This is a genomic window from Oleisolibacter albus (assembly GCF_003336875.1).
Taxonomy (GTDB): Bacteria; Pseudomonadota; Alphaproteobacteria; order Azospirillales; family Azospirillaceae; genus Niveispirillum; species Niveispirillum album.
Genome location: NZ_QGNJ01000004.1, coordinates 179,961 through 204,231, shown reverse-complemented (window position 1 = coordinate 204,231; position 24,271 = coordinate 179,961). Strand labels below are relative to the sequence as shown.

At 70.3% G+C, this 24,271-nt stretch carries 22 protein-coding genes and 2 tRNA genes; 15 read left to right on the top strand and 9 right to left on the bottom strand.

Features of this window, described 5'->3' with window-relative positions; genetic code table 11:
• Nucleotides 1-10: 10 nt before the first annotated feature.
• Complete coding sequence (gpt, locus tag DK368_RS07500; protein ID WP_162305924.1) at nucleotides 11-493, bottom strand: xanthine phosphoribosyltransferase; 483 nt, start codon at nucleotides 491-493, stop codon at nucleotides 11-13.
• A 204-nt stretch (nucleotides 494-697) separates the two neighbouring features.
• Between gpt and DK368_RS07495 the strand changes: the two genes are divergently transcribed.
• Nucleotides 698-774, top strand: a tRNA-Arg gene (locus DK368_RS07495).
• A gap of 38 nt (nucleotides 775-812) precedes the next feature.
• A tRNA-Arg gene (locus DK368_RS07490) sits at nucleotides 813-889 on the top strand.
• A gap of 25 nt (nucleotides 890-914) precedes the next feature.
• On the opposite strand, the gene DK368_RS07485 is transcribed toward DK368_RS07490, so the two are convergent.
• A complete protein-coding gene (locus DK368_RS07485; RefSeq protein ID WP_114393305.1) occupies nucleotides 915-1,343 on the bottom strand; it encodes a YqaA family protein in 429 nt (142 codons plus the stop codon).
• A gap of 148 nt (nucleotides 1,344-1,491) precedes the next feature.
• Here DK368_RS07485 and DK368_RS07480 point away from each other — a divergent pair, with 148 nt between their 5' ends.
• Nucleotides 1,492-2,079, top strand: a complete 588-nt coding sequence (locus DK368_RS07480; RefSeq protein ID WP_114393304.1) for a thioredoxin family protein — start codon at nucleotides 1,492-1,494, stop codon at nucleotides 2,077-2,079.
• A 54-nt stretch (nucleotides 2,080-2,133) separates the two neighbouring features.
• Here the strand turns inward: DK368_RS07480 and treY are convergent, their stop codons facing one another.
• Both treY and DK368_RS07470 read right to left on the bottom strand, forming a co-directional pair.
• Entirely contained in the window at nucleotides 2,134-5,064 is a 2,931-nt protein-coding gene (gene treY, locus DK368_RS07475; RefSeq protein WP_114393303.1) for a malto-oligosyltrehalose synthase, read from the bottom strand.
• Nucleotides 5,065-5,339: 275 nt separating this feature from the next.
• Nucleotides 5,340-6,191, bottom strand: coding sequence for a DUF4743 domain-containing protein (locus tag DK368_RS07470; protein WP_114393302.1), 852 nt, complete (start codon nucleotides 6,189-6,191; stop codon nucleotides 5,340-5,342).
• A 170-nt stretch (nucleotides 6,192-6,361) separates the two neighbouring features.
• Between DK368_RS07470 and DK368_RS07465 the strand changes: the two genes are divergently transcribed.
• Both DK368_RS07465 and DK368_RS07460 read left to right on the top strand, forming a co-directional pair.
• Nucleotides 6,362-6,559, top strand: coding sequence for a twin transmembrane helix small protein (locus DK368_RS07465; RefSeq protein WP_114393301.1), 198 nt, complete (start codon nucleotides 6,362-6,364; stop codon nucleotides 6,557-6,559).
• A 3-nt stretch (nucleotides 6,560-6,562) separates the two neighbouring features.
• Nucleotides 6,563-7,138: a cob(I)yrinic acid a,c-diamide adenosyltransferase gene (locus DK368_RS07460; protein ID WP_114393300.1), complete on the top strand. Its 576-nt coding sequence runs from the start codon at nucleotides 6,563-6,565 to the stop codon at nucleotides 7,136-7,138.
• Between the two features lie 161 nt (nucleotides 7,139-7,299).
• On the opposite strand, the gene DK368_RS07455 is transcribed toward DK368_RS07460, so the two are convergent.
• Nucleotides 7,300-9,567, bottom strand: coding sequence for a TonB-dependent receptor (locus tag DK368_RS07455; protein ID WP_155524511.1), 2,268 nt, complete (start codon nucleotides 9,565-9,567; stop codon nucleotides 7,300-7,302).
• 547 nt (nucleotides 9,568-10,114) lie between these two features.
• Here DK368_RS07455 and DK368_RS07450 point away from each other — a divergent pair.
• The 3 genes from DK368_RS07450 (at nucleotide 10,115) to DK368_RS07440 (ending at nucleotide 12,842) form a co-directional block, all read left to right on the top strand.
• Nucleotides 10,115-10,864, top strand: coding sequence for an electron transfer flavoprotein subunit beta/FixA family protein (locus DK368_RS07450; RefSeq protein WP_114393298.1), 750 nt, complete (start codon nucleotides 10,115-10,117; stop codon nucleotides 10,862-10,864).
• A gap of 25 nt (nucleotides 10,865-10,889) precedes the next feature.
• Complete coding sequence (locus DK368_RS07445; RefSeq protein WP_114393297.1) at nucleotides 10,890-11,831, top strand: electron transfer flavoprotein subunit alpha/FixB family protein; 942 nt, start codon at nucleotides 10,890-10,892, stop codon at nucleotides 11,829-11,831.
• Between the two features lie 138 nt (nucleotides 11,832-11,969).
• Nucleotides 11,970-12,842: a 3-hydroxybutyryl-CoA dehydrogenase gene (locus DK368_RS07440; protein ID WP_193552262.1), complete on the top strand. Its 873-nt coding sequence runs from the start codon at nucleotides 11,970-11,972 to the stop codon at nucleotides 12,840-12,842.
• A gap of 232 nt (nucleotides 12,843-13,074) precedes the next feature.
• On the opposite strand, the gene DK368_RS07435 is transcribed toward DK368_RS07440, so the two are convergent.
• Nucleotides 13,075-13,377, bottom strand: coding sequence for an ArsR/SmtB family transcription factor (locus DK368_RS07435; RefSeq protein WP_114393296.1), 303 nt, complete (start codon nucleotides 13,375-13,377; stop codon nucleotides 13,075-13,077).
• 101 nt (nucleotides 13,378-13,478) lie between these two features.
• Between DK368_RS07435 and DK368_RS07430 the strand changes: the two genes are divergently transcribed.
• Nucleotides 13,479-14,570 carry an NADH:flavin oxidoreductase/NADH oxidase gene (locus DK368_RS07430; RefSeq protein WP_114393295.1) on the top strand — a complete coding sequence of 364 codons (1,092 nt, stop codon included), beginning with the start codon at nucleotides 13,479-13,481 and terminating at the stop codon, nucleotides 14,568-14,570.
• A 28-nt stretch (nucleotides 14,571-14,598) separates the two neighbouring features.
• On the opposite strand, the gene DK368_RS07425 is transcribed toward DK368_RS07430, so the two are convergent.
• Both DK368_RS07425 and DK368_RS07420 read right to left on the bottom strand, forming a co-directional pair.
• On the bottom strand, nucleotides 14,599-15,072 hold the full coding sequence (locus tag DK368_RS07425) for a sigma factor-like helix-turn-helix DNA-binding protein (protein ID WP_114393453.1): 474 nt from the start codon (nucleotides 15,070-15,072) through the stop codon (nucleotides 14,599-14,601).
• Nucleotides 15,073-15,265: 193 nt separating this feature from the next.
• Entirely contained in the window at nucleotides 15,266-15,820 is a 555-nt protein-coding gene (locus DK368_RS07420) for a TlpA family protein disulfide reductase (RefSeq protein ID WP_240002382.1), read from the bottom strand.
• A gap of 156 nt (nucleotides 15,821-15,976) precedes the next feature.
• On the opposite strand from DK368_RS07420, the gene argH reads away from it, so the two are divergent.
• From argH to DK368_RS07400, 4 genes are read left to right on the top strand one after another with little or no spacing between them, the layout of a single operon-like run.
• The gene (argH, locus tag DK368_RS07415) at nucleotides 15,977-17,389 is read left to right on the top strand and encodes an argininosuccinate lyase (RefSeq protein ID WP_114393293.1); all 1,413 of its coding nucleotides are present in this window, start codon (nucleotides 15,977-15,979) and stop codon (nucleotides 17,387-17,389) included.
• Nucleotides 17,389-17,715 (top strand): hypothetical protein, encoded by a 327-nt coding sequence (locus tag DK368_RS07410; RefSeq protein WP_114393292.1) that lies wholly within the window; start codon nucleotides 17,389-17,391, stop codon nucleotides 17,713-17,715. Before argH ends, DK368_RS07410 begins: the two co-directional genes overlap by 1 nt.
• Complete coding sequence (gene lysA / locus DK368_RS07405; protein ID WP_114393291.1) at nucleotides 17,712-19,034, top strand: diaminopimelate decarboxylase; 1,323 nt, start codon at nucleotides 17,712-17,714, stop codon at nucleotides 19,032-19,034. Before DK368_RS07410 ends, lysA begins: the two co-directional genes overlap by 4 nt.
• A 58-nt stretch (nucleotides 19,035-19,092) precedes the next feature.
• A complete protein-coding gene (locus tag DK368_RS07400; RefSeq protein WP_114393290.1) occupies nucleotides 19,093-21,708 on the top strand; it encodes a TIGR02302 family protein in 2,616 nt (871 codons plus the stop codon).
• A gap of 33 nt (nucleotides 21,709-21,741) precedes the next feature.
• Here the strand turns inward: DK368_RS07400 and DK368_RS07395 are convergent, their stop codons facing one another.
• Nucleotides 21,742-22,524: a zinc-ribbon domain-containing protein gene (locus DK368_RS07395; protein WP_114393452.1), complete on the bottom strand. Its 783-nt coding sequence runs from the start codon at nucleotides 22,522-22,524 to the stop codon at nucleotides 21,742-21,744.
• Nucleotides 22,525-22,751: 227 nt separating this feature from the next.
• Between DK368_RS07395 and DK368_RS07390 the strand changes: the two genes are divergently transcribed.
• Both DK368_RS07390 and DK368_RS07385 read left to right on the top strand, forming a co-directional pair.
• Nucleotides 22,752-23,630 carry a cell division protein FtsX gene (locus DK368_RS07390; RefSeq protein WP_114393289.1) on the top strand — a complete coding sequence of 293 codons (879 nt, stop codon included), beginning with the start codon at nucleotides 22,752-22,754 and terminating at the stop codon, nucleotides 23,628-23,630.
• Nucleotides 23,627-24,256: a YdcF family protein gene (locus DK368_RS07385; protein ID WP_240002381.1), complete on the top strand. Its 630-nt coding sequence runs from the start codon at nucleotides 23,627-23,629 to the stop codon at nucleotides 24,254-24,256. The genes DK368_RS07390 and DK368_RS07385 overlap by 4 nt, the downstream gene beginning before the upstream one ends.
• Nucleotides 24,257-24,271 lie beyond the last annotated feature (15 nt).

Below are 24,271 nucleotides of genomic sequence, written 5' to 3'. Positions count from 1 at the left end.
TGCTGACGGATCAGCGCTCGATCTGCAGATAGCTGACCGGCAGCAGGTCCCAGGGGAAGAAAATCCAGGTGTCCTGGCTGACCTCGGTGATGAAGGTGTCCACCAGCGGACGGCCGGCGGGCTTGGCATAGATGGTGGCGAAATGGGCCTTGGGCATCATCTTGCGCACGGCCGCCGCGGTCTTGCCCGTATCGACCAGATCGTCGATCAGCAGCCAGCCCTCGCCCTCGTCCGTCACCGCGTCCGGCGACTTCAGCACCTTCACCTCGCCCTGGGTCTGATGCTCGTAGGACTTCACCGAGATGGTCTCCACCACGCGGATGTCCAGCTCGCGCGCCACGATGGCGGCCGGCACCAGGCCGCCGCGGGTGATGGCGACGATGCCCTTCCACGGACCCCGGTCCTGAAGGCGCCAGGCCATGGCCTTGGCATTGCGGTGGAGTTCTTCCCAGGTGACGGGAAAGTTCTTCTGCGGGTCGTGCGGCGCGCTCACGGGGGGATAACCTGTAGCCGGATAAAGGAATGCAGCATGACATACTCCAATGGTCTGAGGTCGGCAATGCGCGGCTGACCATGGCAGCAGCGCCGCGGCGGCGACCCCTGTCAGAAATCCGTTGCAATCGTCCGTCCGTTCCGCTATCAAGCGCGCCTCACCGGCCGATGCCTCCTTAGCGGGGTGTTGGAACTGGAAGACAGCGCGCCCGTAGCTCAGCTGGATAGAGCACCAGACTACGAATCTGGGGGTCAGAGGTTCGAATCCTTTCGGGCGCGCCATTCCACCACCGGTGCCAGGCTCACAGGCCTGGGGCGCTGCGCCCGTAGCTCAGCTGGATAGAGCACCAGACTACGAATCTGGGGGTCAGAGGTTCGAATCCTTTCGGGCGCGCCATTCCACCAGACGAATACATTCCCCCTCAGAACTGCAGCGTCGCCAGGGTCACAGCCAGGAAGCGGGCGGCCTTGCCGGCGCCGACCATCAGCACGAAGGGCAGGAAGGGTACGCGCAGCGAGCCGGCGACGATGGTCAGCGGGTCGCCCAGGAACGGGGTCCAGGCCAGCAGCAGCGACCACAGCCCGTACTTCTTGTAGAAGCGCTCGGCCTTGGCCAGGGCCTTCTCCGGCGCGGGGAACCAGGGTTTCTCGGCGAGATGGCGCAGCCAGCGGCCCATATACCAGTTCACGCACGATCCCAGCGTATTGCCGACACTGGCCACCAGCACCAGCAGAGCCGGGTTGTACTCGTGCTGCAACAGCAGTCCGACCAGCAGGATTTCCGACTGGATTGGCAGCACGGTGGCGGCGCCGAAGGCCACCACGAACATGGAGAGATAAGAGAGATCCATCGGCGTCCGGTCAGCGGGCGGAAGGTCCGGAGGGAGAACAGCCGGAAAGCCTAAGGTGCGGAACCGGGCGGCAAGCGGCGCGCAACGGCTTCACAAGGGGCCATCCTGCGGTAGAGTGGTCGTTTCCGCAATCCGGGAACCCGTCCCCATGCCGCAGAAACCGCTGATCCCGACCCTGGCCGCCCCGGCCCTTCTCGCCGCCGGCCTTGCGCTGGGTCTGGCCGCCCCCGCCCTCGCCCAGGTGGAGGCGCCCAAGGTCGGCATCACCGATCTGGCGCAGCTGACGAACCCGCTGCCCCTGCCCTATGACGAGACTGCCGATGCCGAGGCGGCCGTGGCCGCCGCTTTCGCCCGGGCGAAGGCCGACGGCAAGCGCGTGCTGATCGATCTGGGCGGCAACTGGTGCCCGGACTGCCGCATCCTGGCCGGCATGATGGAACTGCCGGAGGTGAAGCCGTTCCTGGAGGCCCATTACGCCGTGGTGACGGTGGATGTGGGCCGCATGAACAAGAACCTGCAGATCCCGCAGCGCTTCGGCATCGAGAAGCTGCGCGGCGTGCCCACCGTGCTGGTGCTGGAGGCCGACGGCACCCTGGTCAACAAGACCGACAGCGCCGAACTGGCCGACGCCCGCTCCAAATCCCCGCAGGCCATCGTCGACTGGCTGGCCCGCTATGCCGCCCCGGTGAAGGCGGGAACCAAGGCGGCCGCCAGCAAGGCCCCGGCCAAGGGCTGACACGGAACCGGGGACCTCTCCGGCCCCCGGCGCCCCCTGTGACTCGGCCGGCCCTCAGCCGGCCTCAGCCGGGGTCTCCTCCGTCGCCAGCAGGGCCACGGGGAAACGGGACAGCACGTCGGCGACGGCCAGCCGCCCGCCATCGGACCGGGCGCCGGGCCGCCCCTCGCTGGGCCAGGGGACCGCGTCACCGGTCAGCAGGTTGCGCAGGCGGACGCCATCGGGCAGGTCCGGCAGGTGCAGCACGGTCTCGTGCCAGGCCTCGGCCGGCACCAGCGGCCGCTGCCCGTGGTTGGGCAGCAGCGGCGCCACCAGCCGCGGCGCCACCACCAGCGCCGCCGCCCCGCCGCCGCGGCGCAGGAAGGCGACCACGCGCTCGGCCGCGGGACCGCTGGCCTCCACCGGCACATATTCGCCCTCGGCATAGAGGGCGGGGACGCGGGCCCGGTGCTGCAGGGCCGTATGCAACACATGCTGTTTGATGCGCCCGTCCCGCCACTGCACCAGCAGTTCCTCCACCGCGGCCGGCCGCTCCAGCGCCGCCTGCCGCGCCGCCCAATCGGGCGGACGGCGGTTGTCCGGGTCCACCAGCGACAGGTCCCAGAAGTCGGTGCCCTGATAGAGATCGGGCACGCCCGGCGCCGTGGCGGCCAGAAGCTGCTGCGACAGGCCGTTGATGGCGCCCACAGGTTCCACCCGGCGGATGAAGCCGATGAGATCCTCCAGGAAGGCAGCGCTGCGGCCGGGATCGAGGATGGCGCGGATGAAGCGCTCCAGCGCCTCCTCGTAATCGGTGTCGGGCGCGGCCCAGTTGGAGCGGTATTTCGATTCGCGCACCGCCTTCAGCATATAGGCGCAGAGACGGTCGGCGAAGGCGTCGAGCCCAGGCCCCTCCGGCTTGTCCAGATCCAGCGGCCAGGCACCCACCAGCGTCTGGTACAGCAGATACTCGTCATTGCGGCCGGGAGCCGGCTTCTGTTCCATCTCCCGCTTCTTCAGCTTGTTGAGGCGGGACCATTTGCGCACATGGCTGCCCCAGTCCTCCGCCAGCTCGCTGATGACGGCCATGCGCACACGGGTATCGGCGCCGCGCTTGTGGTCGTGGGTGGCGGTGGCCAGCAGCTGGTGCGGCCAGTGGCGCTGACGTTCCTGGTTGGCCTTGTGGAAGAGGCCGACTCCGGTGCCGAAATGGTCGGGGTCGCCCCCCACCTCGTTCAGGCAGGCCAGACGGACATAGCGGTAGAACAGCGTGTCCTCCACCGCCTTGGCCATGACCGGGCCGGTGAATTGCTGCGCCTTCATGGCCAGACGGATCACCTCCGCGGCCTTGTAGCCATGGGCCTTGTCGGCGGCCAGATCGCCGGTCAGGGCCCGGCGCAGGAACTCATAGACGCTGAGGTCGGTGGCGGCCTCCGCCCCGCGACGGGCGCGGGTCACGGCCCAGTCGATGTAGCGCCGGTCCTCCTCCGCCGCCCCGTCGCCGGTGACATAGGTGCGGTAGACCGGGAAATGCGCCACCACGTCGGCCAGGGCCCGGCGGATGCCGGTGCGGGTGTGGTCGCGGGTGGACCAGCTCTGCTGCGCCAACCCGTGCAGCTCGCGCGCCAGCACGTTCAGCTCGGCCGACAGGTTGCGGCCCAGGATCAGACGCTTGGCCTCCAGCAGCATTTCCTCGTAGGGGGCGGCGCGCTCCAGGAAGCGCTCATAGGTTTCGGTCAGCGCCGCCTCGGCCGCCGGATCGACGAACAGGCCGCCGACCATAACCATGAACTCGTAGCCCGTGGTGCCGGCCACCGGCCAGTCCTCGCGCAGCTTCTCGTGCCGGGCCAGGATCTTCTCCACCACCACATAGAGCGGATCGCGCAGGCGGGGTCCCCCGGCCTCCACCGGCAATTCCCCGGGCCGGTCGGTCAGATAGGCGGCACGGGTCTGCACCTGCTCGGCATAGGCCTTGGGATCGTAAAGCCCGTCGATATGGTCGATGCGCAGGCCCTGCAGCTTGCCGTCGGAAATCAGCCGGAACACCAGCGGGTGGGCCAGCTCGAACAGATCCGGCCGCTCCATGCGCAGGCCGGCCAGCTCGTTGACGTCGAAGAAGCGGCGGTAATTGATCTCGTCCGAGGCCACGCGCCAGAAGGCCATGCGGTAGGACTGGCGCTCCAGCAGGGCGTGCAGGTCGCGGAAGCTGGCGGGATCGTCCGGCCTGCCGTTGACACGGTCCAGCACGGCGGTGATGGCGGCGGCGATCTTGGCATCCTGCTCCACCAGGGCGGCCAGCCGGGATTTCAGCTCGTCCACCTGCCGCCGCAGCCCGGCCAGCTTCTGCATGCCTTTGGGCGGCGTGCCCAGCCCGGCGAAGCCGTTGGCGAGATCGGACAGGGGCTCGCGCGCGGCGCCATCCTCCAGCCGCTCCCAGGCCTCGCGCAGCAGGCGGGGATAGTCGCGCACGGCGATGGGGCAGCGATGGGCATAATAGACCACGCTGAAGCCGCCGCCCTCGAACACCAGCGTCAGCTCCCCCTTCTCCAGGATGGTGCCGTACTGGTCGCCCAGCACCGGCAGCAGCAGGCGCCCGTCGGCATGCGCCTCCCAGTCGATGTCGAAGAAGGGGGCGTAGAGGCTGGCCTGCCCCCATTCCAGCACATCCAGCCACCAGGGATTGTCCGACCCGCCGACCCCCATATGGTTGGGCACGAAATCCAGGATCAGCCCCATGCCCTGGGCGTGCAGCGCCGCCACCAGCGCGTCGAAATCGGCCGCGCTGCCCAGTTCGGGGTTCAGCTGGGCATGGTCGGTGATGTCATAGCCGTGGGTCGAGCCCGGCCGTGCCTTCAGGAAGGGCGAGGCATAGAGATGGCTGATGCCCAGCCGGGCCAGATAGGGCACCAGCTCCCGGGCCTGGGCGAACCCGAAACCGGCGGCGAACTGCAGCCGGGCAGTGGCCCGGGGCACGGCGGGGATGAGGGGCGGCGTCTCGGCGGGCATGGGCGGGATCTGGCTCCGTTTCCCCTCCGGGATGGAGGAGCGAACGCCCGGCGCAGGCGCGCCGGACGGGCGGGATCTCCCACGGGACGGACCGGACAGGAAGAACGGCCGCGGCCCGGTGCGGACACCCCACGTGAAAGCAAGAACACAGCACAGGGGACCGGGGTTCCCCACCCGGTCCCCTGTGCGCCCGGTCCCCTGTACGCCCGGTCCCCTGTGCACCCGGTCCCGCGCCGGCGAAACGCGCCGGCGGAATGCCGCGGATCAGGCCGCCCTCAGGCCGGCCGGCGCAGGCCGCGGCAGAGGGCCAGATACTCCGGATGCTCCGGCGTCAGCACGCCATGGCGGATCAGGAAATCGATGACCACCAGATTGACGTTGAACTTCCAGTCGTCGCTGTCGCGCACGCTGGCGGCCACGCGCTCCACCGGCCACAGCTCGAACCGCTCCACCTCACCGTCGGTGTTGCGCGGCACCACGTCCGGCGCCAGGTCCAGATCATAGCAGAACAGCGTGTCGTCCTTCAGCCCGCGGCCATTCTCCATGCGGTAGGAGATGGCGCCCACGGGAGTGGCGCGTGCGGCCAGGTCGGGCGGCAGGTCCGCCTCCTCCCGCGCTTCCTTCACCAGGTTCTCCGCCAGTGTCAGGCCCATGGGCTGACCGCCGGCCACGAGATTGTCGTACTGGCCGGGGGCGATGCCGCGGTCCTTGGCCCGCAGCCCGACCCAGAGATGCAGCCCGTCGGGCCGGCGCACGAAGCCGTTGATGTGCAGGCCGAAACTCTTGATGCCGAAGAAGGACACGACTCCCCGGTCCAGGCCCAGCAGCGGCGTGGCGCCCCACTCCGTCAGCACCGGATAGATCTCGCCCCGCAGCCTGGGCAGCACGCCCCGGCGCACCAGCTCGGCCAGGGCCTCCGCCACGGCCGAACTGCGGGCCTCGGCCGTGTCCAGATCGTCGGCCAGGGCGATCCCCCCCTCCTGCGGGACGAAGGGGCCGCCGAAACGGGCCAGCTGCATCAGGAAATCCAGCCGCAGCCAGCCCACCTGCCGCCCCGCCACCCGGAAGGGGCGGAAGCGGTCGAGATCGTGGGTATTGCAGGCGATGATATGGCGCAGGAAGCTCATGCCCCCGACGCTACCCCCGGAGCGGGGGATGGTGCAATGCCCTGTCGCCGCCGGCCCCGTGCGCCCGGCCGCGACAGGGCGTGAAAATCGGGACTGGCAAGCGGTCCCCCGCGCCCCATATGCTGCGCTCCGGCGCCTGCGCGCCCTTCCCCGGACAGTCGAGAGCGAGGATGAGTGGTTTCCTGGTCTTCCTGATGATCCTGGCCATGGTGGCGACCCTGGCCGTGCTGGTCATGGGACTGTTCGGCATGGCGCGCGGCGGCGATTTCAATGCCAAGTACGGCAACCGGCTGATGTGGTGGCGCGTGCGCCTGCAGATCCTGGCGCTGGTGCTGTTCACCCTGGCTTTCCTCACATCACAGGCCTGATCCATGGTGAAACTGACCCGCATCTATACCCGTGGCGGCGACCAGGGCGAGACCTCGCTGGGCGACGGGCGCCGGGTGCCCAAGCATGCCGTGCGCGTGGCCGCCTTCGGCACGGTGGACGAGGCCAACAGCGTGCTGGGTCTGGCCCGGTTGCACACCGGCGGCAACGATGGCGATCTGGGCCGGGCCGACGCCATGCTGGGCCGCATCCAGAATGATCTGTTCGACCTGGGCGCCGATCTCTGCACCCCGGAGCAGGAGAACCCGCCCTATCCGCCCCTGCGCATCATCCCCGCCCAGGTGGAGCGCCTGGAGGCGGAGATCGACGCCATGAACGCCGAGCTGCCGCCGCTGAACAGCTTCATCCTGCCCGGCGGCTCGCCGGCGGCGGCGCATCTGCACCTGGCCCGCACCGTGGTGCGCCGGGCCGAGCGTCTGGCCACCGATCTGGCCAGCCACGAGCCTGTCGGCGCCCCGGCCCTGCAGTATCTCAACCGGCTGTCGGACCATCTGTTCGTGCTGGCCCGCTGGGTCAACCGCGGCGCCGACGTGCTGTGGGTGCCCGGCCAGAACCGCTGAACGGACCCGGCGGGCCCCATCGACGCCAACCACAACGACGGCGGCCACAACGACGGCGGCCACAACGACGCCAGCCACAACGACAGTGGCCCGGATTGAAGACGGCCGGGTCGCCCCGGCCGTCTCCGCTCAAACCCGGCGGCGAGAACCCCGCGGCGCGATCAGAACCGCGCCTCCAGCATCACGCCCACGGTGCGCGGGTCGCCCAGCCCGGCCCAGCGGTAACTGGCGTAACGGGTGGCGTAGTAGCGCTGGTCCAGCAGGTTGTCGGCATAGAGATAGAGGCCGTACTTGTCCCGCTCGTAACCCAGCCGGGCATTGACCAGGGTGCGGGCGGAGATCAGGCGCTTGTCCTCGTCGATGGCCTCGGCATAGGCGGCGCTGCGGTAATTGGCGTTCAGCGCGGCGAAGAAGCCGTCGGCGAAGCGCCAGGTGCCGCCCGCGGCCAGCGACCAGCGCGGGGCAAAGGCGAATTCGTTGCCCTCGAGATTCTGGGTGCTGAAGACGAAATCGTCGAAGCGGGTCCGGGTGTAGCCGACCGAGGCATAGAGATCGAGATCGCGGGTGACGGCATAGCTGGTTTCCACCTCGCCGCCCCACAGGTGGGACTTGCCGGCATTCTCGGTCTGGGTGTCATAGATGTTGCCGGACAGGCGGACATTCACCTGCTGGTCCGTCCAGTCCACATAGAACAGGTTGGCATTGACGGTCAGACGCCGGTCCAGCCAGCGGCTGCGCAACGACAGCTCGTAGTTCCAGGTATATTCGGGATCAAAGGCCACCACCGTGGAGCGCGCCGTGTTCACCACCACGCCGCCGGAGCGGTAGCCGCGCTGGACCATGGCGCTGGTGGCCAGATCCGGCGTCCAGTCATAGGTGACGCCGCCCTTGGGCAGGACAGCAGTGAAATCGGCAGAGGATTCCGGCTGGGCCGAGGTGGCGTTGGCCAGCTGCGCATTCACCGCCCCGTTGATGCCGGCGACGATCTGACGGACCAGGGCGGAATAGGCCGGATTGGCCGGGTCCGGCAGGCTGGTGCGGAGCGAGGCGCTGTTGTTGACGGCGCGGGTCTGGTCCTCCCGGTCCCAGCGCAGGCCGGCATTGAGCTTCAGCCGGTCGGTCAGGGCATAGGTCAGGTCGGTGAAGACCGCATAGGTCTCGACCGTCTGCGGGCTGTTCTGCTGCGAATAGATGGGCAACTGGGCCGGATAGAGCGCCAGCACCTGGTTGGCCAGTTCGGTGGGCAGGCCGAAGCCGCCGGCCGAGGGCGGCGCCGTCAGCAGACCGGCCACACCGGCCTGCGCCAGGCTCAACCCGACCTGCGAGGTCGATCGGGTGGGCTCGTCGATATGGGCGTAATAGGCGCCGACGATGCCCGTCAGCCGGCCAAGATCGAGATTCGCCCGCAGCTCCTGCGAGACCGTCTTGCCCACATCATCAATGGTGACCTTGTCGTCGTTGGACGGCGTCCAGTTCTGATCGGCCCGGTAGCGATAGTCGGAACGGTTCCAGGTCGTCAGCGAGGTCAGGGTCACCTGATCCGACAGGGCGTAGCCCACATCCAGCACCAGGATGTTGGTATCGGTCTCGGTCTTGTTGGGATCGTTGGAGTAGTTGGCGCGGTCGTCCCAACGGGTGCCGTTGGTGATGTCCACGAATTCGGTGCCCTCACGGCTGCGCAGATGGCTGGCGCTGAGCTTCACCTCGAGATCGGGCAGAGCCTTGGGCGTATACAGCATCTTGGCCCGGTAGCTGCCGGTGGTGCGCCGGTCGGCATATTCGTCGCGCACGGGGTTGTAGCTGAACCCGTTCTTCTCCGTGGCCTCTGCCGACAGGCGGAAAGCCAGTTCGTCCGCCACCAGCGGCCCCCCGATGGCGGCGGCGGCCTCGTGCCGCCCCCCCTCGCCATAGACCAGCCTTGCCTTGCCCGACCAGTCGAAGCCGGGGTCCTCGGTGCGGAGGACGATGGCGCCGGCCAGGGCGTTGCGGCCCTGCAGGGTGGATTGCGGCCCGCGCAGCACCTCCACCTGCTTCACGTCCCAGACCGCCAGATTGGCCGCCTGCACGGCGCGCCGCGGCAGCACCGCCCCATCGACATAGATGCTGGCCAGCATGCCGTTGCCGGCACCCGAGACACCGAAGGCATCGATGCCGCGGATGGTGACTCCGGCCTTGCCGGCGCGGCTGCCGGCGTTGGCTGTGCGGTCCAGCACGTCATAGAGATCGACCAGCCCCTCGGCCTCGATCTGCTCGCTGCCGACCACATGCACGCTGCTGGGCGTATTGTGCAGGGAACGGCCCTGCTTCTCCCCGGTGACGACCACCTCGTCCAGCATGGGCGCATCACCCGGCGCCGTGCCCGGCTCGGCCGCCGCCGCCTGCCCCATCAGTGCCAGCAGGGCCACCCCGGCCCCCAGACGTGCCCGCATCTGCATTCCCCTTCACCGAGGCAGCCCGGCCCCGAGTACGATTCATTCTGATTTGCGATTGGGCCGGCAAGCTCCCCAGGCGGCCCGGTTCGATCCCGCTTATACGCAACTTATTCGCAGTTGCAAGATCTTGTCGACGGTACCGGGAGGCGGCCCACTCCGCCGTCCGGCCCGCCGGGGCCAGGATCGGGACCCCGGCCCCGGCGGGCGCACCGGATCTTGCATTCGCTCGAAAGCGCGGTATGATCTGCCCATTACGTAAACGGAAGGTGCCGGCGGCGGGGAAACCCTTTGCCGGCCTGGACTCCGGAGCGGATCGGGCCTTGCGCACAGCAGCCTGCGGCAGGACGTTGCAGGGATTCGCCACGGGATTCAGCCGATTGACACATGTGTGCAGCGCAACCTACCCTGCGCCGGCCCGATCAAGGGGGCTGGACGGCGCAACGGTCCCGGACACGGGGCCGGATCGGAATCAACGCCCCCGAACCATGAGGAACGGCCGGCACATCGCCGCCGCAACCCAAAGCCTTCCTGCCAGGGGATCGCCATGAAGATACTGGTCGCCGTGAAGCGGGTCGTTGACTACAACGTCAAGATCCGCGTGAAGCCGGACAACACGGGCGTCGAACTTGCCAACGTCAAGATGTCGATGAACCCGTTCGACGAGATCGCCGTCGAAGAGGCCGTGCGCCTGAAGGAGAAGGGCGCCGCAACCGAAATCGTGGTCGTCTCCATCGGCCCGGCCTCGGCCCAGGAAACCATCCGCACGGCGCTGGCCATGGGGGCAGACCGCGGCATCCTGGTGCAGACCGATGCCGAGGTGCAGCCGCTGGCCGTGGCCAAGACGCTGAAGACCCTGGTGGAGAAGGAGCAGCCGCAGCTGGTCATCCTGGGCAAGCAGGCCATCGACGACGACAGCAACCAGACCGGCCAGATGCTGGCGGCGCTGCTGGGCTGGGCCCAGGGCACCTTCGCCAGCAAGGTGGAGCCGGCCGCCGGCACCGTCGCCGTCACCCGCGAGGTCGATGGCGGTCTGGAGACGCTGTCGCTGAAGCTGCCGGCCATCGTCACCGCCGATCTGCGCCTGAACGAGCCGCGCTACGCCTCGCTGCCCAACATCATGAAGGCCAAGAAGAAGCCGATCGAGACCATCGATCCGGCCGCGCTGGGCGCCGATTTCACCCCTCGTCTGAAGACGCTGAAGGTCACCGAACCGCCGAAGCGCCAGGGTGGCGTCAAGGTCGGCTCCGTGCAGGAGCTGGTGGCCAAGCTGCGCGACGAAGCGCGCGTGATCTGACGTCCGCGGAAGGGAGAGAGCAATCATGAGCATTCTGGTCATTGCCGAGCCCTCCACGGGCGACGTGAAGAAGCCGACCCTGACCACCCTGGGCGCCGCCGCCAAGATCGGCGGCACGGCCGATGTGCTGGTGCTGGGTCAGGGTGTGGCCGCCGCGGCGGACGCCACCGCCAAGGTTGCCGGTGTCGGCACGGTCCTGGTGGCCGATGCGGCCGAATACGCCCACGCCCTGGCCGAGAACGTGGCCCCGCTGGTGGCCGCCGCGGTCAAGGCCGGCGGCTACGGCCATGTGCTGTTCGCCGCCACCACCTTCGGCAAGAACGTGGCCCCGCGCGTGGCGGCGCTGCTGGACGTGCAGCCGATCAGCGAGATCAGCGCCGTGGTGTCCGCCGACACGTTCGAGCGGCCGATCTATGCCGGCAACGCCGTGGCCACGGTGCAGTCGGCCGATGCGGTCAAGGTCGTCACCGTGCGCGGCACGGCGTTCGAGGCCGTGGCCGCCACCGGCGGCAGCGGCAGCGTGACGGCGCTGGCCGCCACGGGCGAGGCCGGCCTGTCCAGCTTCGTTTCGGCCGAGCTGACCAAGTCCGAGCGGCCGGAGCTGACCAGCGCCCGCGTCATCGTCTCCGGCGGCCGCGGCATGCAGTCCGGCGACAATTTCCACATGCTGGACACGCTGGCGGACAAGCTGGGTGCCGCCGTCGGCGCTTCGCGCGCCGCGGTGGATGCCGGCTTCGTGCCCAACGACTACCAGGTCGGTCAGACCGGCAAGATCGTGGCGCCGGAGCTGTACATCGCCGTCGGCATCTCGGGCGCCATCCAGCATCTGGCCGGCATGAAGGACAGCAAGGTCATCGTCGCCATCAACAAGGATGAAGAGGCGCCGATCTTCCAGATCGCCGATTACGGTCTGGTCGCCGACCTGTTCAAGGCCGTGCCGGAACTCACCGAGGCCGTCTCGAAGTAACGGGTGTATCCTGACGGGCGGTCCGGCGACGGGCCGCCCGTTTCCATGCGGATTTCCCGAGGGCACGCCGCCGTGGGCGCGGCGCAGATGCCAGCGGATACATATCCAGCGGAGGCATGCATGCCAGCAGAGGTGCAAATGATCGAGAAGATCGGTGTCATCGGCGCCGGCCAGATGGGCAGCGGCATCGCCCAGGTCTGTGCCGTGGCGGGCCTGTCCGTCATCATCAGCGACATCAGCGCCGACCAGTTGGCCAAGGCTGTGGCCGGCATCGGCAAGAATCTCGACCGGCAGATCGCCAAGGGCAAGCTGACCGAGGCCGACAAGCAGGCGGCGCTGGCCCGGATCGGGACCGGCACCAGCCTGTCCGTCTTCGCCGACAGCGATCTGGTCATCGAGGCCGCCACCGAGAGCGAGGATACCAAGCGCCAGATCTTCAAGGCGCTGGTGCCGAACCTGAAGCCCGCCGCCCTGATCGCCACCAACACCAGTTCGATCAGCATCACCCGGCTGGCCGCCAGCACCGACCGCCCGTCGAAGTTCATGGGCATGCATTTCATGAACCCGGTGCCGGTGATGCAGCTGGTCGAGCTGATCCGCGGCATCGCCACCGATGACGAGACCTTCCAGGCCATCAAGGCGCTGACGGCCAGGCTGGGCAAGACCGCGGCCGTGGCCGAGGACTTCCCGGCCTTCATCGTCAACCGCATCCTGCTGCCGATGATCAACGAGGCCATCTACACCCTGTATGAGGGCGTGGGCGGCGTGGAAGCCATCGACACCGCCATGAAGCTGGGCGCCAACCACCCGATGGGCCCGCTGGAGCTGGCGGATTTCATCGGCCTGGACACCTGCCTGTCGATCATGCAGGTGCTGTATGAGGGGCTGGCCGACAGCAAGTACCGGCCCTGCCCGCTGCTGGTGAAGTATGTCGAGGCCGGCTGGCTCGGCCGCAAGGTGGGCCGCGGCTTCTACGATTATTCCGGCCCGACCCCGCGGCCGACGCGGTAAGTCACCGCTCCCCCGCGCCCTTCCTCCATCCTGCTGCGCCTGGACCCCTCCCCCGCCGGGGGAGGGAACGGGGCCGCGCGGCCCTTTCCCGGCCTCTCCCCGCGCGGACGGGCATCAAGGGCCGGGGCGCGCCGGTCTTGGCGTCCCCTGGGTCCCCGCCTGCGCGGGGACGACGCCGAAGGGGACGGAAGCGGGCGGAGAACACACCGTAGGAAGACGGAGGGTCTTTCCCTCACCCGATGGCCGCCAGCACGGCATCCAGCAGGCCGGGGAAGCGGCGGTCCAGCTCGTCCCGGCGCAGGGTGTTCATATGGGTCACCCCGGCCGGGCGCGTCTGCACCAGCCCGGCCTCCCGCAGCACGCGAAAATGGTGGGACATGCTGGATTTCGGCCGTCCGCCGTCCAGGGCGGCGCAGCTGGCCTCCCCCTCGCGGGCCAGCTGGCGGACGATGGCGAGACGGACCGGATCGCTGAGCGCGTGGAAGAAATCCTCCGGTCTCACATCCTCGATGGCGGGGTGCTTATAGGCGCGCATGATGACGCATTCTATCAGGCGGCCTTGGCTCTTGCCATAGTTCGATAAACATCGTACAAGCGAACCATCAAATTCCCAACCGGACTCCGGAGCCTGTGGATATGCCGAGCTTGTTCGATCCCTTCCATCTGAAGGATGTCACCCTGCGCAACCGCATCGCGGTGTCGCCCATGTGCCAATATATGGCGACCGATGGCGTCGCCAACGACTGGCACGCCGTGCATCTGGCCAGCCTGGCCCGCGGCGGCGCCGGGCTGGTGGTGGTGGAGGCCACCGGCGTCTCGCCGGAGGGGCGCATCACCCCGGGCTGCCTGGGCCTGTGGAACGATGCGCAGGCGGCGGCGCTGGAGCCGATGGTGGCCGCCATCGCCAAGGCCGGCGCCGTGCCCGGCATCCAGATCGGCCATGCCGGCCGCAAGGGCAGCGCCAACAAGCCCTGGGAAGGCGACGACCACATCCCGGCAGGCGATCCGCGCGGCTGGGAGACCATCTCCCCCTCGGCCATCGCCTTCGGCGGCGGGCTGCCGCGCGTGCCGCGGGAGATGACCAAGGCCGACATCGAGCGGATCCGGGGCGACTTCGTGGCCGCTGCCATCCGCGCCCGCGATGCCGGCTTCAAATGGCTGATGCTGCACTTCGCCCATGGCTATCTGGCGCAGAGCTTCTTCTCCGTCCATGCCAACCAGCGCACCGACGAGTATGGCGGCAGCGCCGAGAATCGCGGCCGCTTCCTGCTGGAGACACTGGCCGCCGTGCGCGCGGTCTGGCCGGAGCATCTGCCGCTGACCGCCCGCTTCGGCGTCATCGAGTTCGACGGGCGCGACGAGGAGACCCTGGCCGAGGCCATCGGGCTGGTGCAGCGCTTCAAGGCCGAAGGGCTGGATTTCCTGGATGTCAGCATGGGCTTTTCCACGCCCAAGGCCCAGATCCCCTGGGGGCCGGCCATGCTGGCGCAGACGGCGCGGCGCGTGCTGACCGAGACCGGCCTGCCCGGCTCCACCACCTGGAATGTGGGCCCGGCCGAGCAGGCCGACCGGCTGATCCGCGAGGGGGTCATCGATGTGGCCATGATCGGCCGGCCGCTGCTGGCCAACCCGCACTGGCCCTATGCCGCGGCCAAGGATCTGGGCGTGGAGAAGCCGTCCTGGACCCTGCCGGCGCCCTATGCCCATTGGCTGGAGCGCTATCGCTGACCGGCAGGGCCGCCCCCGGCCGGTTCCCTTAGAGTCCGAACGACAATTGCCCCGGACGCGCCGGCGGCGCGTCCGGCTGGGGCTTTTCCGGCCGGCGCCGGGCTTGTTTCGATACCGGACCGGTCGGCGCCTTGACGGGACTGTCGGAACGGGCGGGAATGCCGATGCCGGCGTCCGCCCGCTTCCTGGCCTTGTCGCGGGCGACGGCTTCGGGGGCCGCGGGGTCCCCGCTCAGCCATTTGCCGTGCTTCACCACCTCATTGACCCGGCCCTGGTTGACGCCCAGACGGAAGGCGATCTCCTGCTGGGTCATGGAGGTGGTCCGGTGCAGATGCAGCACCTCCCGCGCCAGTTCCGGCGTCATCTTGCGCCCGGTCAGGCGGCGGGCCGGACGGATGCTGCGTGTGGCCCGGTCGCGGGTCTGCAGATCCTCCAGGATGGCCAGAGCCGCCTCCTGTCCCTGCTCCCGCAACGCCGCCTCGAACTGCTTCAATGTCGGCATGGACACCCCGATCGGTTCCGGCGGCCAGCGGCGGCCCCGTTCATGGTCGGTTCATAGTGGGCCGCCGGCCGTCATGTTCATGGTGTGTTCACGTCAACAATGACACAGGATCTGGGGTGGGAGAAGGATTCTTTCGGGGCAGACTGCTCCGCCCGCGCCGGCTGCCGGCCCCTCCCCCGTCCTTCCGCTTCCGTCACCCCTCCGCCAGGACGGCGCGGATCAGGGCCTTGGCCGCTTGGCCCGACCAGTCGGCCCCGCCGGGCAGGCGGCCGACCTCGCGTCCCTGGCGGTCCACCAGGATGCTGGTGGGCAGTCCTTCCAGCGGCTGGGCCAGCTTCATGGCCGTCATCCGCGGGTCGAGATAGGGGGCAAGGCGGGTGATGCCGTTCTGGTCGAGGAAGGGCTTGACCGCCTGCAACCCGCCGCGGTCCAGGGAAATGGCGACCACCTCGAAATCGGCGCCGCCGAGCTCTGCCTGCAGCCGGTCCAGGGACGGCATCTCCTTGACGCACGGGGCGCACCAGGTGGCCCAGAGATTGACCAGCACCACCCTGCCCCGCCGGTCGGCCAGGGTGAGGTCCCGCCCCCCGGCATCGGCGAAGGGAAAATCCGGGGCCGGCGGCCGGCCCGGCGTGGCGGCGAAGGGCCGGGTGTCACCCTGGAAGGCGGGCAGGGCGGCGGCATTCCCCCCCGGCGCCGTGGCCGGTTGCGGGTCCTCACCGCAGGCGGTCAGGGGCAGAACTGCCATGCAGGCCAGCAGGACCATTGCGGAGCGCCGGAAAATCGCCATTCTTGCCCTCTTGTCTGTCCGTTCCGGGCCGGCTGCCATGGCAGCGGCTGCGGGACCGGACCCTTTACCTCGTCTCTCGCCCCCGCCCCGTCAACCGCCGTGACGACCGAACCGATGCCAGCCACGCCAGACACGCCGTCCCCGTCCAGCGCCAACGCCCTTTGGGGCGGCCGCTTCTCCGGCGGGCCGGCGGCCATCATGCAGCAGATCAACGCCTCCATCGGCTTCGACAAGGCGCTGTGGGCCCAGGACATCGCCGGGTCAAAGGCCCATGCCGCCATGCTGGGCCGCCAGGGCATCCTGTCGGCCGAGGATGTGGAGGCCATCCACCGCGGCCTGGACCAGGTGGCGCAGGAGATCGCCGAGGGGCGCTTCCAGTTCTCGGTGGCGCTGGAAGACATCCACATGAACGTCGAGTCCCGCCTGCGCGAGCTGATCGGCCCCGCCGCCGGACGGCTGCACACGGCCCGGTCCCGCAACGACCAGGTGGCCACCGATTTCAAGCTGTGGGTGCGGGACGCGCTGGACCGGCTGGATGGCGACATCCGCGAACTGCAGGCGGCGCTGATCGACCGGGCGGAGGAGCATGCCGGCACCATCATGCCGGGCTTCACCCATCTGCAGACGGCCCAGCCCGTGACCTTCGGCCACCATCTGCTGGCCTATGTGGAGATGCTGGGGCGCGACCGCGGCCGGCTGCGCGACGCCCGCGCCCGGCTGAACGAATGCCCGCTGGGCAGTGCCGCCCTGGCCGGCACGCCCTATCCCATCGACCGGGCCATGACCGCGGCGGCCCTGGGCTTCGACCGGCCCACGGCCAATTCGCTGGATGCCGTGTCCGACCGCGACTTCGCGCTGGAATATCTGTCGGCCGCCGCCATCTGCGCGACCCACCTGTCGCGGCTGGCGGAGGAGATCGTGCTGTGGTGCACGACCCAGTTCCGGTTTGTGCGGCTGACGGACGCCTTCACCACCGGCAGCTCGATCATGCCGCAGAAACGCAACCCCGACGCCGCCGAGCTGGTACGGGCCAAGACCGGCCGCGTCATCGGCGCGCTGAACGGGCTGCTGGTGGTCATGAAGGGCCTGCCGCTGGCCTATTCCAAGGACATGCAGGAGGACAAGGAGCCGGTGTTCCAGGCCGACGAGACGCTGGCCCTGTGTCTGGCCGCCACCACCGGCATGATCCGCGACCTGACCGCCGACCCGGCTGCCATGCGCCGGGCGGTGGAGGCCGGCTTCCCCACCGCCACCGATCTGGCGGACTGGCTGGTGCGCAGCCTGGGCCTGCCCTTCCGCGAGGCGCACCATGTCACCGGCAGCATCGTCAAGCTGGCGGAACAGCAGGGCGTCGGCCTGTCCGACCTGCCGCTGGCCGCCATGCGGACGGTCCATGCCGGCATCACCGAGGATGTCTACCGCGTGCTGACGCTGGAGGCCTCGGTCGCCAGCCGGACCAGCTTCGGCGGCACCTCCCCCGACATCGTGAAAGCGGCGGTGAAGGCCGCCCGGGAGCGGTTCCTGTGATGCGTCTGTCCCCTGCCCTGATCCTGCTGCCGCTGCTGCTGGCCGGCTGCGGCGTGCGGCCGTCCTTCCCCATGGCACCGGAGGGCAGCACACAGCTGCGCACCTATCCGGACCCGGCCCTGGACCCCCAGCCCGCCGCCGGCACCGCCGCGGGCACTTCCACGGCCGGAACCACCGGGCCGGCCCCGTCGGCCGCCGCCACGGCCGCGGCCAGACCGACGGCCACCGTCCCCAGCGGCAGCGACATCCCCAAGCCGGTGGGGGGACCGGAGACCAAGGCGGGCCTGCCCGCCGGCACCGCCACCACCAATACGGGGACACGATGAGCTGCTTCCCCACGCCGGGCTTCCGCTATGTGGACGGCCGGATGCGGGCCGAGGATGTGCCGCTGGCCGCCATCGCCGCCGCCGTCGGCACCCCGGTCTATGTCTATTCCAGCGCCGGACTGGAGGCGAACTGGCGCGCCTATGCCGACGCCTTCGCCCCCTATCGCGCCGCCGACGGGCGGGCGGGGTTCCAGGTCGATCTCTGCTACGCGCTGAAGGCCAACTCCAACCTGGCGGTGATCCGTACCCTGGCCGGCCTGGGCGCCGGGGCCGACGTGGTGTCGGCGGGCGAGATGCGCCGGGCCCTGGCCGCCGGCATTCCGGCCGACCGCATCGTCTTCTCCGGCGTCGGCAAGACCCGCGAGGAGATGGCGGCGGCGCTGGCCGCCGGCATCCACCAGATCAATGTGGAGAGCCTGCCGGAACTGGAGACGCTGTCGGAGGTCGCCGCCGGCCTGGGCCGGACCATGCCCATCGCCATCCGCGTCAATCCCGACGTCGATGCGCAGACCCACGGCAAGATCGCCACCGGCCGCAAGGAGGACAAGTTCGGCATTGATCTGTCGCTGGCGCGGCAGGCCTTCGCCCGGGCCAAGGCCCTGCCCGGCCTGGCGCCGGTGGGGGTGGCGGTGCATATCGGCTCGCAGTTGCTGAAGGCCACGCCCTTCCGCAACGCCTTCGGCAAGCTGGCCGGGCTGGTGGAACAGTTGCGGGCCGACGGTATCGCCATCGACCATATCGACCTGGGCGGCGGGCTGGGCGTGCCCTACCGGCCGGATGACGCCGCCCCCGACTATGCCGCCTATGCCGCCGCCATCCACGAGACCGTGGGTCATCTGGGCTGCCGTGTGACGCTGGAGCCCGGCCGCTCGCTGGTGGCCAGTGCCGGCCTGCTGCTGACGCGGGTGAATTTCGTCAAGGACGGGCTGGATCGCCGCTTCCTGGTGCTGGATGCGGCCATGAACGATCTGATCCGCCCCTCGCTTTACGACGCCTGGCACACCATACTTCCCGTGGAGGAGCCGGCGGCGGGGTCCCCCCTTTCCCCGGTGGACGTGGTGGGACCCGTATGCGAAAGCGGCGACACCTTCGCCAAGATGCGCCCGATGCCGCCGGTGGCGCCCGGCGCCCTGGTGGCGCTGCTGACAGCCGGGGCCTATGGCGCCGTCATGGCCGGCACCTACAACAGCCGGCCGCTGGTGCCGGAGGTGCTGGTGCGCGGCGGAGAATGGAGCGTGGTGCGGCGGCGGCCCAGCTTCGAGGAGTCGCTGGCGCTGGAGCAGACGCCCGGCTGGCTTTCCCCACCCGTCGGCGCGTGACGGTTCCCTGGATGGTCCGGGACCGCCGCGGAGCGAGGCGCAGGAACGAGGCGTGAGCATGCAGAGCCGGCCCAGACCGATCCGCCGACCCTTCCGCCGGCCCGCCGTGCCTCCGCGCGGCGCGCGGGCGCTGATGCTGGCCCGGCTGGCCCTGGGCTGGGAGCGGCTGTGGCCCGCCCTGTGGCCCGCCGCCGGGGTGGCCGGCCTGTTCCTGGTTCTGGCCTGGCTCGGCCTGTTCACCCTGGTGCCGGGCTGGCTGCACCTGCTGCTGTTGCTGGGCTTCGGCGCCGCCCTGGGCATCCTGGGCTGGCGGCATCTGCGCGGCTGGCGGCTGCCGACACCGGAGGAGGCGCGGCGCCGGCTGGAGCGCGACAGCGCCCTGGCGCACCGGCCCCTGACCCGGATCGACGATGCGCTGGCCGGCGGTGCCGGCGATCCCCTGGCCCATGCGCTGTGGCGCATCGCACAGGACCAGGCCCGGCGGCAGGTCTCGGCCCTGCACGTGGCCGCCCCCCACCCCAACCTGGCCGCCCGCGACCCCTGGGCCCTGCGCGCGGCGCTGGGCCTGCTGCTGGTGGTGGGCGCCACCCTCTCCTGGGGCGATCTGGGCGGACGTCTGGCCGGCGCCCTGACGCCGTCGCTGCGCCTGGGCGGCATGGCCACGCCGGCGCAGCTGGATGTGTGGGTCACCCCGCCCGACTATACCGGCCTGCCCCCGATCTTCCTGACCCGGCACGCCGGGGACGCGGCCGCGGCCGATGGCAGGCCCGCGCCGGTCAGCATTCCCACCGGCAGCACCGTGCTGGCCCGCATCACCGGCGGGCGCGGCGACCCGCTGCTGCAGGCCAATGGCGGCGAGACCCCCTTCGCCGAGGCCGGATCCGAGTCCTGGCAGATCAGCCAGCCGCTGACCCGGGGCGACCGCATCACCATCCGCCAGGGCGGCCGCACCGTGCAGGACTGGCCGGTGCGCATCGTGCCCGATGACGCCCCCGCCATCGCCTTCCGCAACCCGCCCGCCGTCACCGAACGCCAGTCGGTGCGCCTGGACTATACCGCCGCCGACGATTACGGGCTGACCAAGGTCACGGCCACGGTGCGGCTGGCCGTGGAGGCGCCGGACACGCTGGACCCGACGCCGATCAGCCTGCCCCTGTCGCTGCCCGGCCGCAGCCCGAAGGAGGCCAATGCCAGCGGTTATCAGGACCTGACGGGCCATCCCTGGGCCGGGCTGCCGGTGACGGTGCAGCTGGAGGCCACCGACGCCGCCGGCCAGACCGGGCGCAGCGACAGCACGACCATGACCCTGCCCGAGCGGCGCTTCACCCACCCCGTGGCCCGCGCCATCGTCCAGCAGCGCAAGGGGCTGATCCTGGGCGGCGACACCATGCGCGAGCCGGTGGCCCGCGCCCTGAACGAGCTGTCGCTGCGGCCCGATGCCTACAGCGGCGACCTGTCGGTGTTCCTGTCGCTGCGCAGCGCCGTCAACCGGCTGATGCTGGACAAGGAGAAGACGGCCATCCCCTCGCTGCTGCAACAACTATGGGATACGGCCCTGCGCCTTGAGGACGGCAACCTGTCCATGGCCGAGCGCGCCCTGCGCGACGCCCAGCAGAACCTGATGGAGGCGCTGGACCGCAATGCCTCCGACCAGGAGCTGGCCCAGCTGATGCAGGAGCTGCAGCAGGCCATGGACCAGTTCATGGACGCCATGGAGCAGCAGATGCGCCAGGCCATGGAGAACGGGCAGATGCCGCCCGAGCTGCCGCCCGATGCCCAGGCCATGGACCGGCAGGACCTGCAGCAGATGATCGAGCAGATGCGGCGCATGGCGGAATCGGGCAACCGCGACGCCGCCCGCCAGATGCTGTCGCAGCTGCGGCAGATGATGGAGAACCTGCAGAACGGCCAGACGCCCGACCAGCAGCAGGCCCAGGGTGCCCAGCAGATGATGGAGATGATGGAGCAGCTGCAATCGCTGTCGCAGCAGCAGCAGCAGCTGATGGACCAGACCTTCCAGGAGGCGCAGCGCCAGGGTGACGAGCAGCAGCAGGGCGGCATGCAGCAAGGCCCCCAGGGCGCCCGCCCCAACCGCCAGGGCACCCGGCCGCAGGGCCAGCAGCCCGGCGGGCAGCCATCCCGGGGCGGGCAGCAGGAAAGCCAGGGCCAGGAGGGCGGTGCGCAGGCGGGCATGGCCCAGCAGCAGGAGGAGCTGCGCCGCCGTCTGGGCGACCTGATGCGCCAGTTCGGGGAGCTGGGGGCCGAGATCCCCCGGCCGCTGGGCCGGGCCGAGCGGGCCATGCGCGAGGCCGAACAGGCGCTGGGCCAGGGCATGCCGGGCGAGGCGGTGCCGTCGCAGAACCAGGCGCTGGACCAGTTGCAGCAGGGCCTGCAATCCATGCAGCAGCAGATGCAGCAGGCCCAGGGGAGCGGCAGCCAGCCGATGATGCGGCGCCAGGCCGGCCGCCAGCCCGGCCGTGACCCGCTGGGCCGCTCCATGCAGCCGGGCAACGGCCAGTACAACACCGACCAGGTCAAGATCCCCACGGAAAGCGATCTGCAGCGGGCGCGGGAGATCCTGGACGAGCTGCGCCGCCGCTCCGGCGAGCAGAACCGCCCGAAGCTGGAACGGGACTATATCGAGCGGCTGCTGGAACGTTTCGGCCGGCCCTGACGGAGCCGTCCTGTCCGATCCCGGCCGGCCCCGTCAGTGCGCGGGGGCCGGCGCCTCCGGGGCGACGAAGCGGACGGAGATGGACTTGGCCGGCCCGCCACGCTCGGGCGTGGTGGACTGGAAGGGGATGGCCTGCTTGGGGAAGGCCCGGCGGGCCGAGGGCACCACACGCCAGCTGAACAGCGCCTTGCCATCCTCGCCCACGGCCGTGACCTCCACATCCGGCACCGGCTGGGCGGCATCGGAGATGTTCACCACCTCTCCGCTGACGAAGAGCATGGGATTGCCCTCCACGTCGCGGAACTCGCTCTTCAGCCGGTCACCGGGGATGGCGAGGCCGGCCCCCAGCTCGTGCCACAGCCCCAGCGTCTCGTACAGGCGGGCCGCGGGCGGCCACAGCCGCATGACCGGTTCCTGCAGCAGCAGCACGCTGGCGGCCAGACCCGCGACGACGACGACCAGCCCGCCCCAGCGCAGCCAGGCACCCCGGCGTGATCCGCCCTGGTCCGGCAGGGCCGGCAGATTGCGCGTCACCGGCCGCCCCTGGCGCAGGCGCGACAGGGAGTCCGTGCCGGCGGGGGTGGTCTCCGGCGGTGGCAGATCGGGATCGCGCTCCGCCATCAGCTCGGACAGGGCGTCCAGCTCGGACCGGGGGGCGCGGCGCGGCGATAGGGAGGGTGCGGGCGCAGCGGCGCCGACCGGCGGTTCCTGGAACCAGACATGGCCGCAGGCCCCGCATTTGACGCGGCGTCCCGTGCCCAGCAGCGCCGCGTCGAGCAGGAAGCGTTTGGTGCACGACGGGCAGGTCAGGATCATCGCAGCGAGGTGTACCGGAGGCTTCAGGTCTGGCGGAGCGCAGACCACGTCAAGAAACTTATAGAAAGTGGCAGGCGTGAACGCAAGGCACGTACCCCCGGTCGGGATGGGACAAATGCCCGGCGCCCTTTACGGCGGCGGGTCCGGCATGCCATCTCTAGGCCCGCCGGCCGCCACCGCGCGCCGGCCCGACCCGGCAGAACGGCAGGAGCCGCAGTCCCGTGCAGATGAGCCGCCGCGGCCATTACGACATTCCCCTGAAGCGCGACGCCAGCGGGCGCTTCCTGCCCTGGATCATCGCCCTGATGGTCTATCTGGCGGCCCTGGCGCTGGCCGCGTCGCTGTCGCTGTCCGATCTGGCCCGGCGCTGGGACAGCGGCCTGAGCGGCAGCCTGACGGTGCAGGTCAGCCCCCAGGGCGGGGAATCGGCCGATGCCCTGGACCGGCGGGTGCAGTCGGTCATGGCCAGCCTGGCCGATCTGGCCGCCGTGGCCGATGCCAAGCCCCTGCCGCGCGACGAGTCGCGTGCCCTGGTCCGCCCCTGGCTGGGCGAGGGCGCGCTGCTGGACGACCTGCCCCTGCCGGTGCTGATCGACGTGACGCTGGCACCCGGCGCCGACGCCGGGTCGCTGCGCCAGCAGCTGACCGCCCCCGGCGTGGTGGTGGAGGACCCCGGCCGCTGGCTGGCCGATCTGCGGCGGCTGGCCGGCGCGGTGCAGGGGGTGTCGGTGGTCATCATCGCCCTGATCGGCGGCGTGGCCGTGGCCGCGGTGATCTTCGCCGCCAGCGCCGGCTTCGCCGTGCACCGGGCCGAGGTGGAGCTGCTGCATGTCATGGGCGCCTCCGACCGCTATGTGGCCGCCCAGTTCCAGCGCCATGTGCTGCGCCTGACCCTGCTGGGCGGCGGCATCGGTTTCGCCCTGGCGGCCCTGACCCTGGTCGGGCTGCAACAGGCCGGGCGCGGGCTGGAGGCGGCGCTGCTGCCGGAACTGGCCCTGACCCCGGTGCAATGGGCGCTGCTGCTGGCGGTCCCGGCCGCCGCCGCCCTGCTGGCGGCGCTGACGGCACGCATCACCGTGACCCGCGCCCTGGAGCGGCTGCCGTGAGTCTGCTGGCCCGCTTCGGGCAGGCGGCCCGGCGCAGCCTGCTGGCGGTCGGCATTCTGGCCGGGGCCTGGGCTGTGGGGCTGTTCCTGTTCGTGGCCGCCCTGCCCCGCGCCATGCCCGACGACGGGCGGCAGACCGATGCCATCGTGGTGCTGACCGGCGGCAGCGGCCGGCTGACCGTGGGCTTCGAGCTGCTGCGCGCCGGCCGCGCGCGCAAGCTGTTCATCAGCGGCGTCTATCGCGGCGTCGAGGTGCGGGAGCTGCTGGAGCGGGCCGGCAAGGGCGGCGAGCTGGAATGCTGCATCGCCCTGGGCTACGAGGCCGACGACACCGAGGGAAACGCGGTGGAAACGGCCCACTGGATGCGCGACCAGGGTTTCCACAGCCTGCGCCTGGTGACCGCGAACTACCATATGCCCCGCAGTCTGGTGGAGTTCCACCGCGCCCTGCCCGATGTGGAGATCGTGCCCCATCCGGTGGCACCGGCGGCCGTGCGGCTGGAGCGCTGGTGGGAATGGCCGGGCACAGCCGAGCTGGTGGTCGGGGAATACAGCAAGTTCCTGCTGGCCCATCTGCGCGCCGCCCTGTCGACCCCGCGCGCCGTTGAGTCGGCGCCCATCCCCTGATCCCTGCCGGTCAGC

Bases quoted from the DNA above. Each gene is read 5' to 3' on its own strand.
- DK368_RS07460 (WP_114393300.1), top strand. From the start codon at position 6,563: ATGGTGAAACTGACCCGCATCTATACCCGTGGCGGCGACCAGGGCGAG.
- DK368_RS07480 (WP_114393304.1), top strand. From the start codon at position 1,492: ATGCCGCAGAAACCGCTGATCCCGACCCTGGCCGCCCCGGCCCTTCTC.
- DK368_RS07400 (WP_114393290.1), top strand. From the start codon at position 19,093: ATGCAGAGCCGGCCCAGACCGATCCGCCGACCCTTCCGCCGGCCCGCC.
- argH (WP_114393293.1), top strand. From the start codon at position 15,977: ATGCCAGCCACGCCAGACACGCCGTCCCCGTCCAGCGCCAACGCCCTT.
- DK368_RS07425 (WP_114393453.1), bottom strand. From the start codon at position 15,072: ATGCCGACATTGAAGCAGTTCGAGGCGGCGTTGCGGGAGCAGGGACAG.
- DK368_RS07470 (WP_114393302.1), bottom strand. From the start codon at position 6,191: ATGAGCTTCCTGCGCCATATCATCGCCTGCAATACCCACGATCTCGAC.
- DK368_RS07390 (WP_114393289.1), top strand. From the start codon at position 22,752: ATGAGCCGCCGCGGCCATTACGACATTCCCCTGAAGCGCGACGCCAGC.
- DK368_RS07440 (WP_193552262.1), top strand. From the start codon at position 11,970: ATGATCGAGAAGATCGGTGTCATCGGCGCCGGCCAGATGGGCAGCGGC.
- DK368_RS07395 (WP_114393452.1), bottom strand. From the start codon at position 22,524: ATGATCCTGACCTGCCCGTCGTGCACCAAACGCTTCCTGCTCGACGCG.
- DK368_RS07410 (WP_114393292.1), top strand. From the start codon at position 17,389: ATGCGTCTGTCCCCTGCCCTGATCCTGCTGCCGCTGCTGCTGGCCGGC.
- DK368_RS07450 (WP_114393298.1), top strand. From the start codon at position 10,115: ATGAAGATACTGGTCGCCGTGAAGCGGGTCGTTGACTACAACGTCAAG.
- DK368_RS07465 (WP_114393301.1), top strand. From the start codon at position 6,362: ATGAGTGGTTTCCTGGTCTTCCTGATGATCCTGGCCATGGTGGCGACC.
- DK368_RS07420 (WP_240002382.1), bottom strand. From the start codon at position 15,820: ATGGCAGTTCTGCCCCTGACCGCCTGCGGTGAGGACCCGCAACCGGCC.
- DK368_RS07435 (WP_114393296.1), bottom strand. From the start codon at position 13,377: ATGCGCGCCTATAAGCACCCCGCCATCGAGGATGTGAGACCGGAGGAT.
- DK368_RS07485 (WP_114393305.1), bottom strand. From the start codon at position 1,343: ATGGATCTCTCTTATCTCTCCATGTTCGTGGTGGCCTTCGGCGCCGCC.
- DK368_RS07455 (WP_155524511.1), bottom strand. From the start codon at position 9,567: ATGCGGGCACGTCTGGGGGCCGGGGTGGCCCTGCTGGCACTGATGGGG.
- DK368_RS07430 (WP_114393295.1), top strand. From the start codon at position 13,479: ATGCCGAGCTTGTTCGATCCCTTCCATCTGAAGGATGTCACCCTGCGC.
- DK368_RS07445 (WP_114393297.1), top strand. From the start codon at position 10,890: ATGAGCATTCTGGTCATTGCCGAGCCCTCCACGGGCGACGTGAAGAAG.
- lysA (WP_114393291.1), top strand. From the start codon at position 17,712: ATGAGCTGCTTCCCCACGCCGGGCTTCCGCTATGTGGACGGCCGGATG.
- treY (WP_114393303.1), bottom strand. From the start codon at position 5,064: ATGCCCGCCGAGACGCCGCCCCTCATCCCCGCCGTGCCCCGGGCCACT.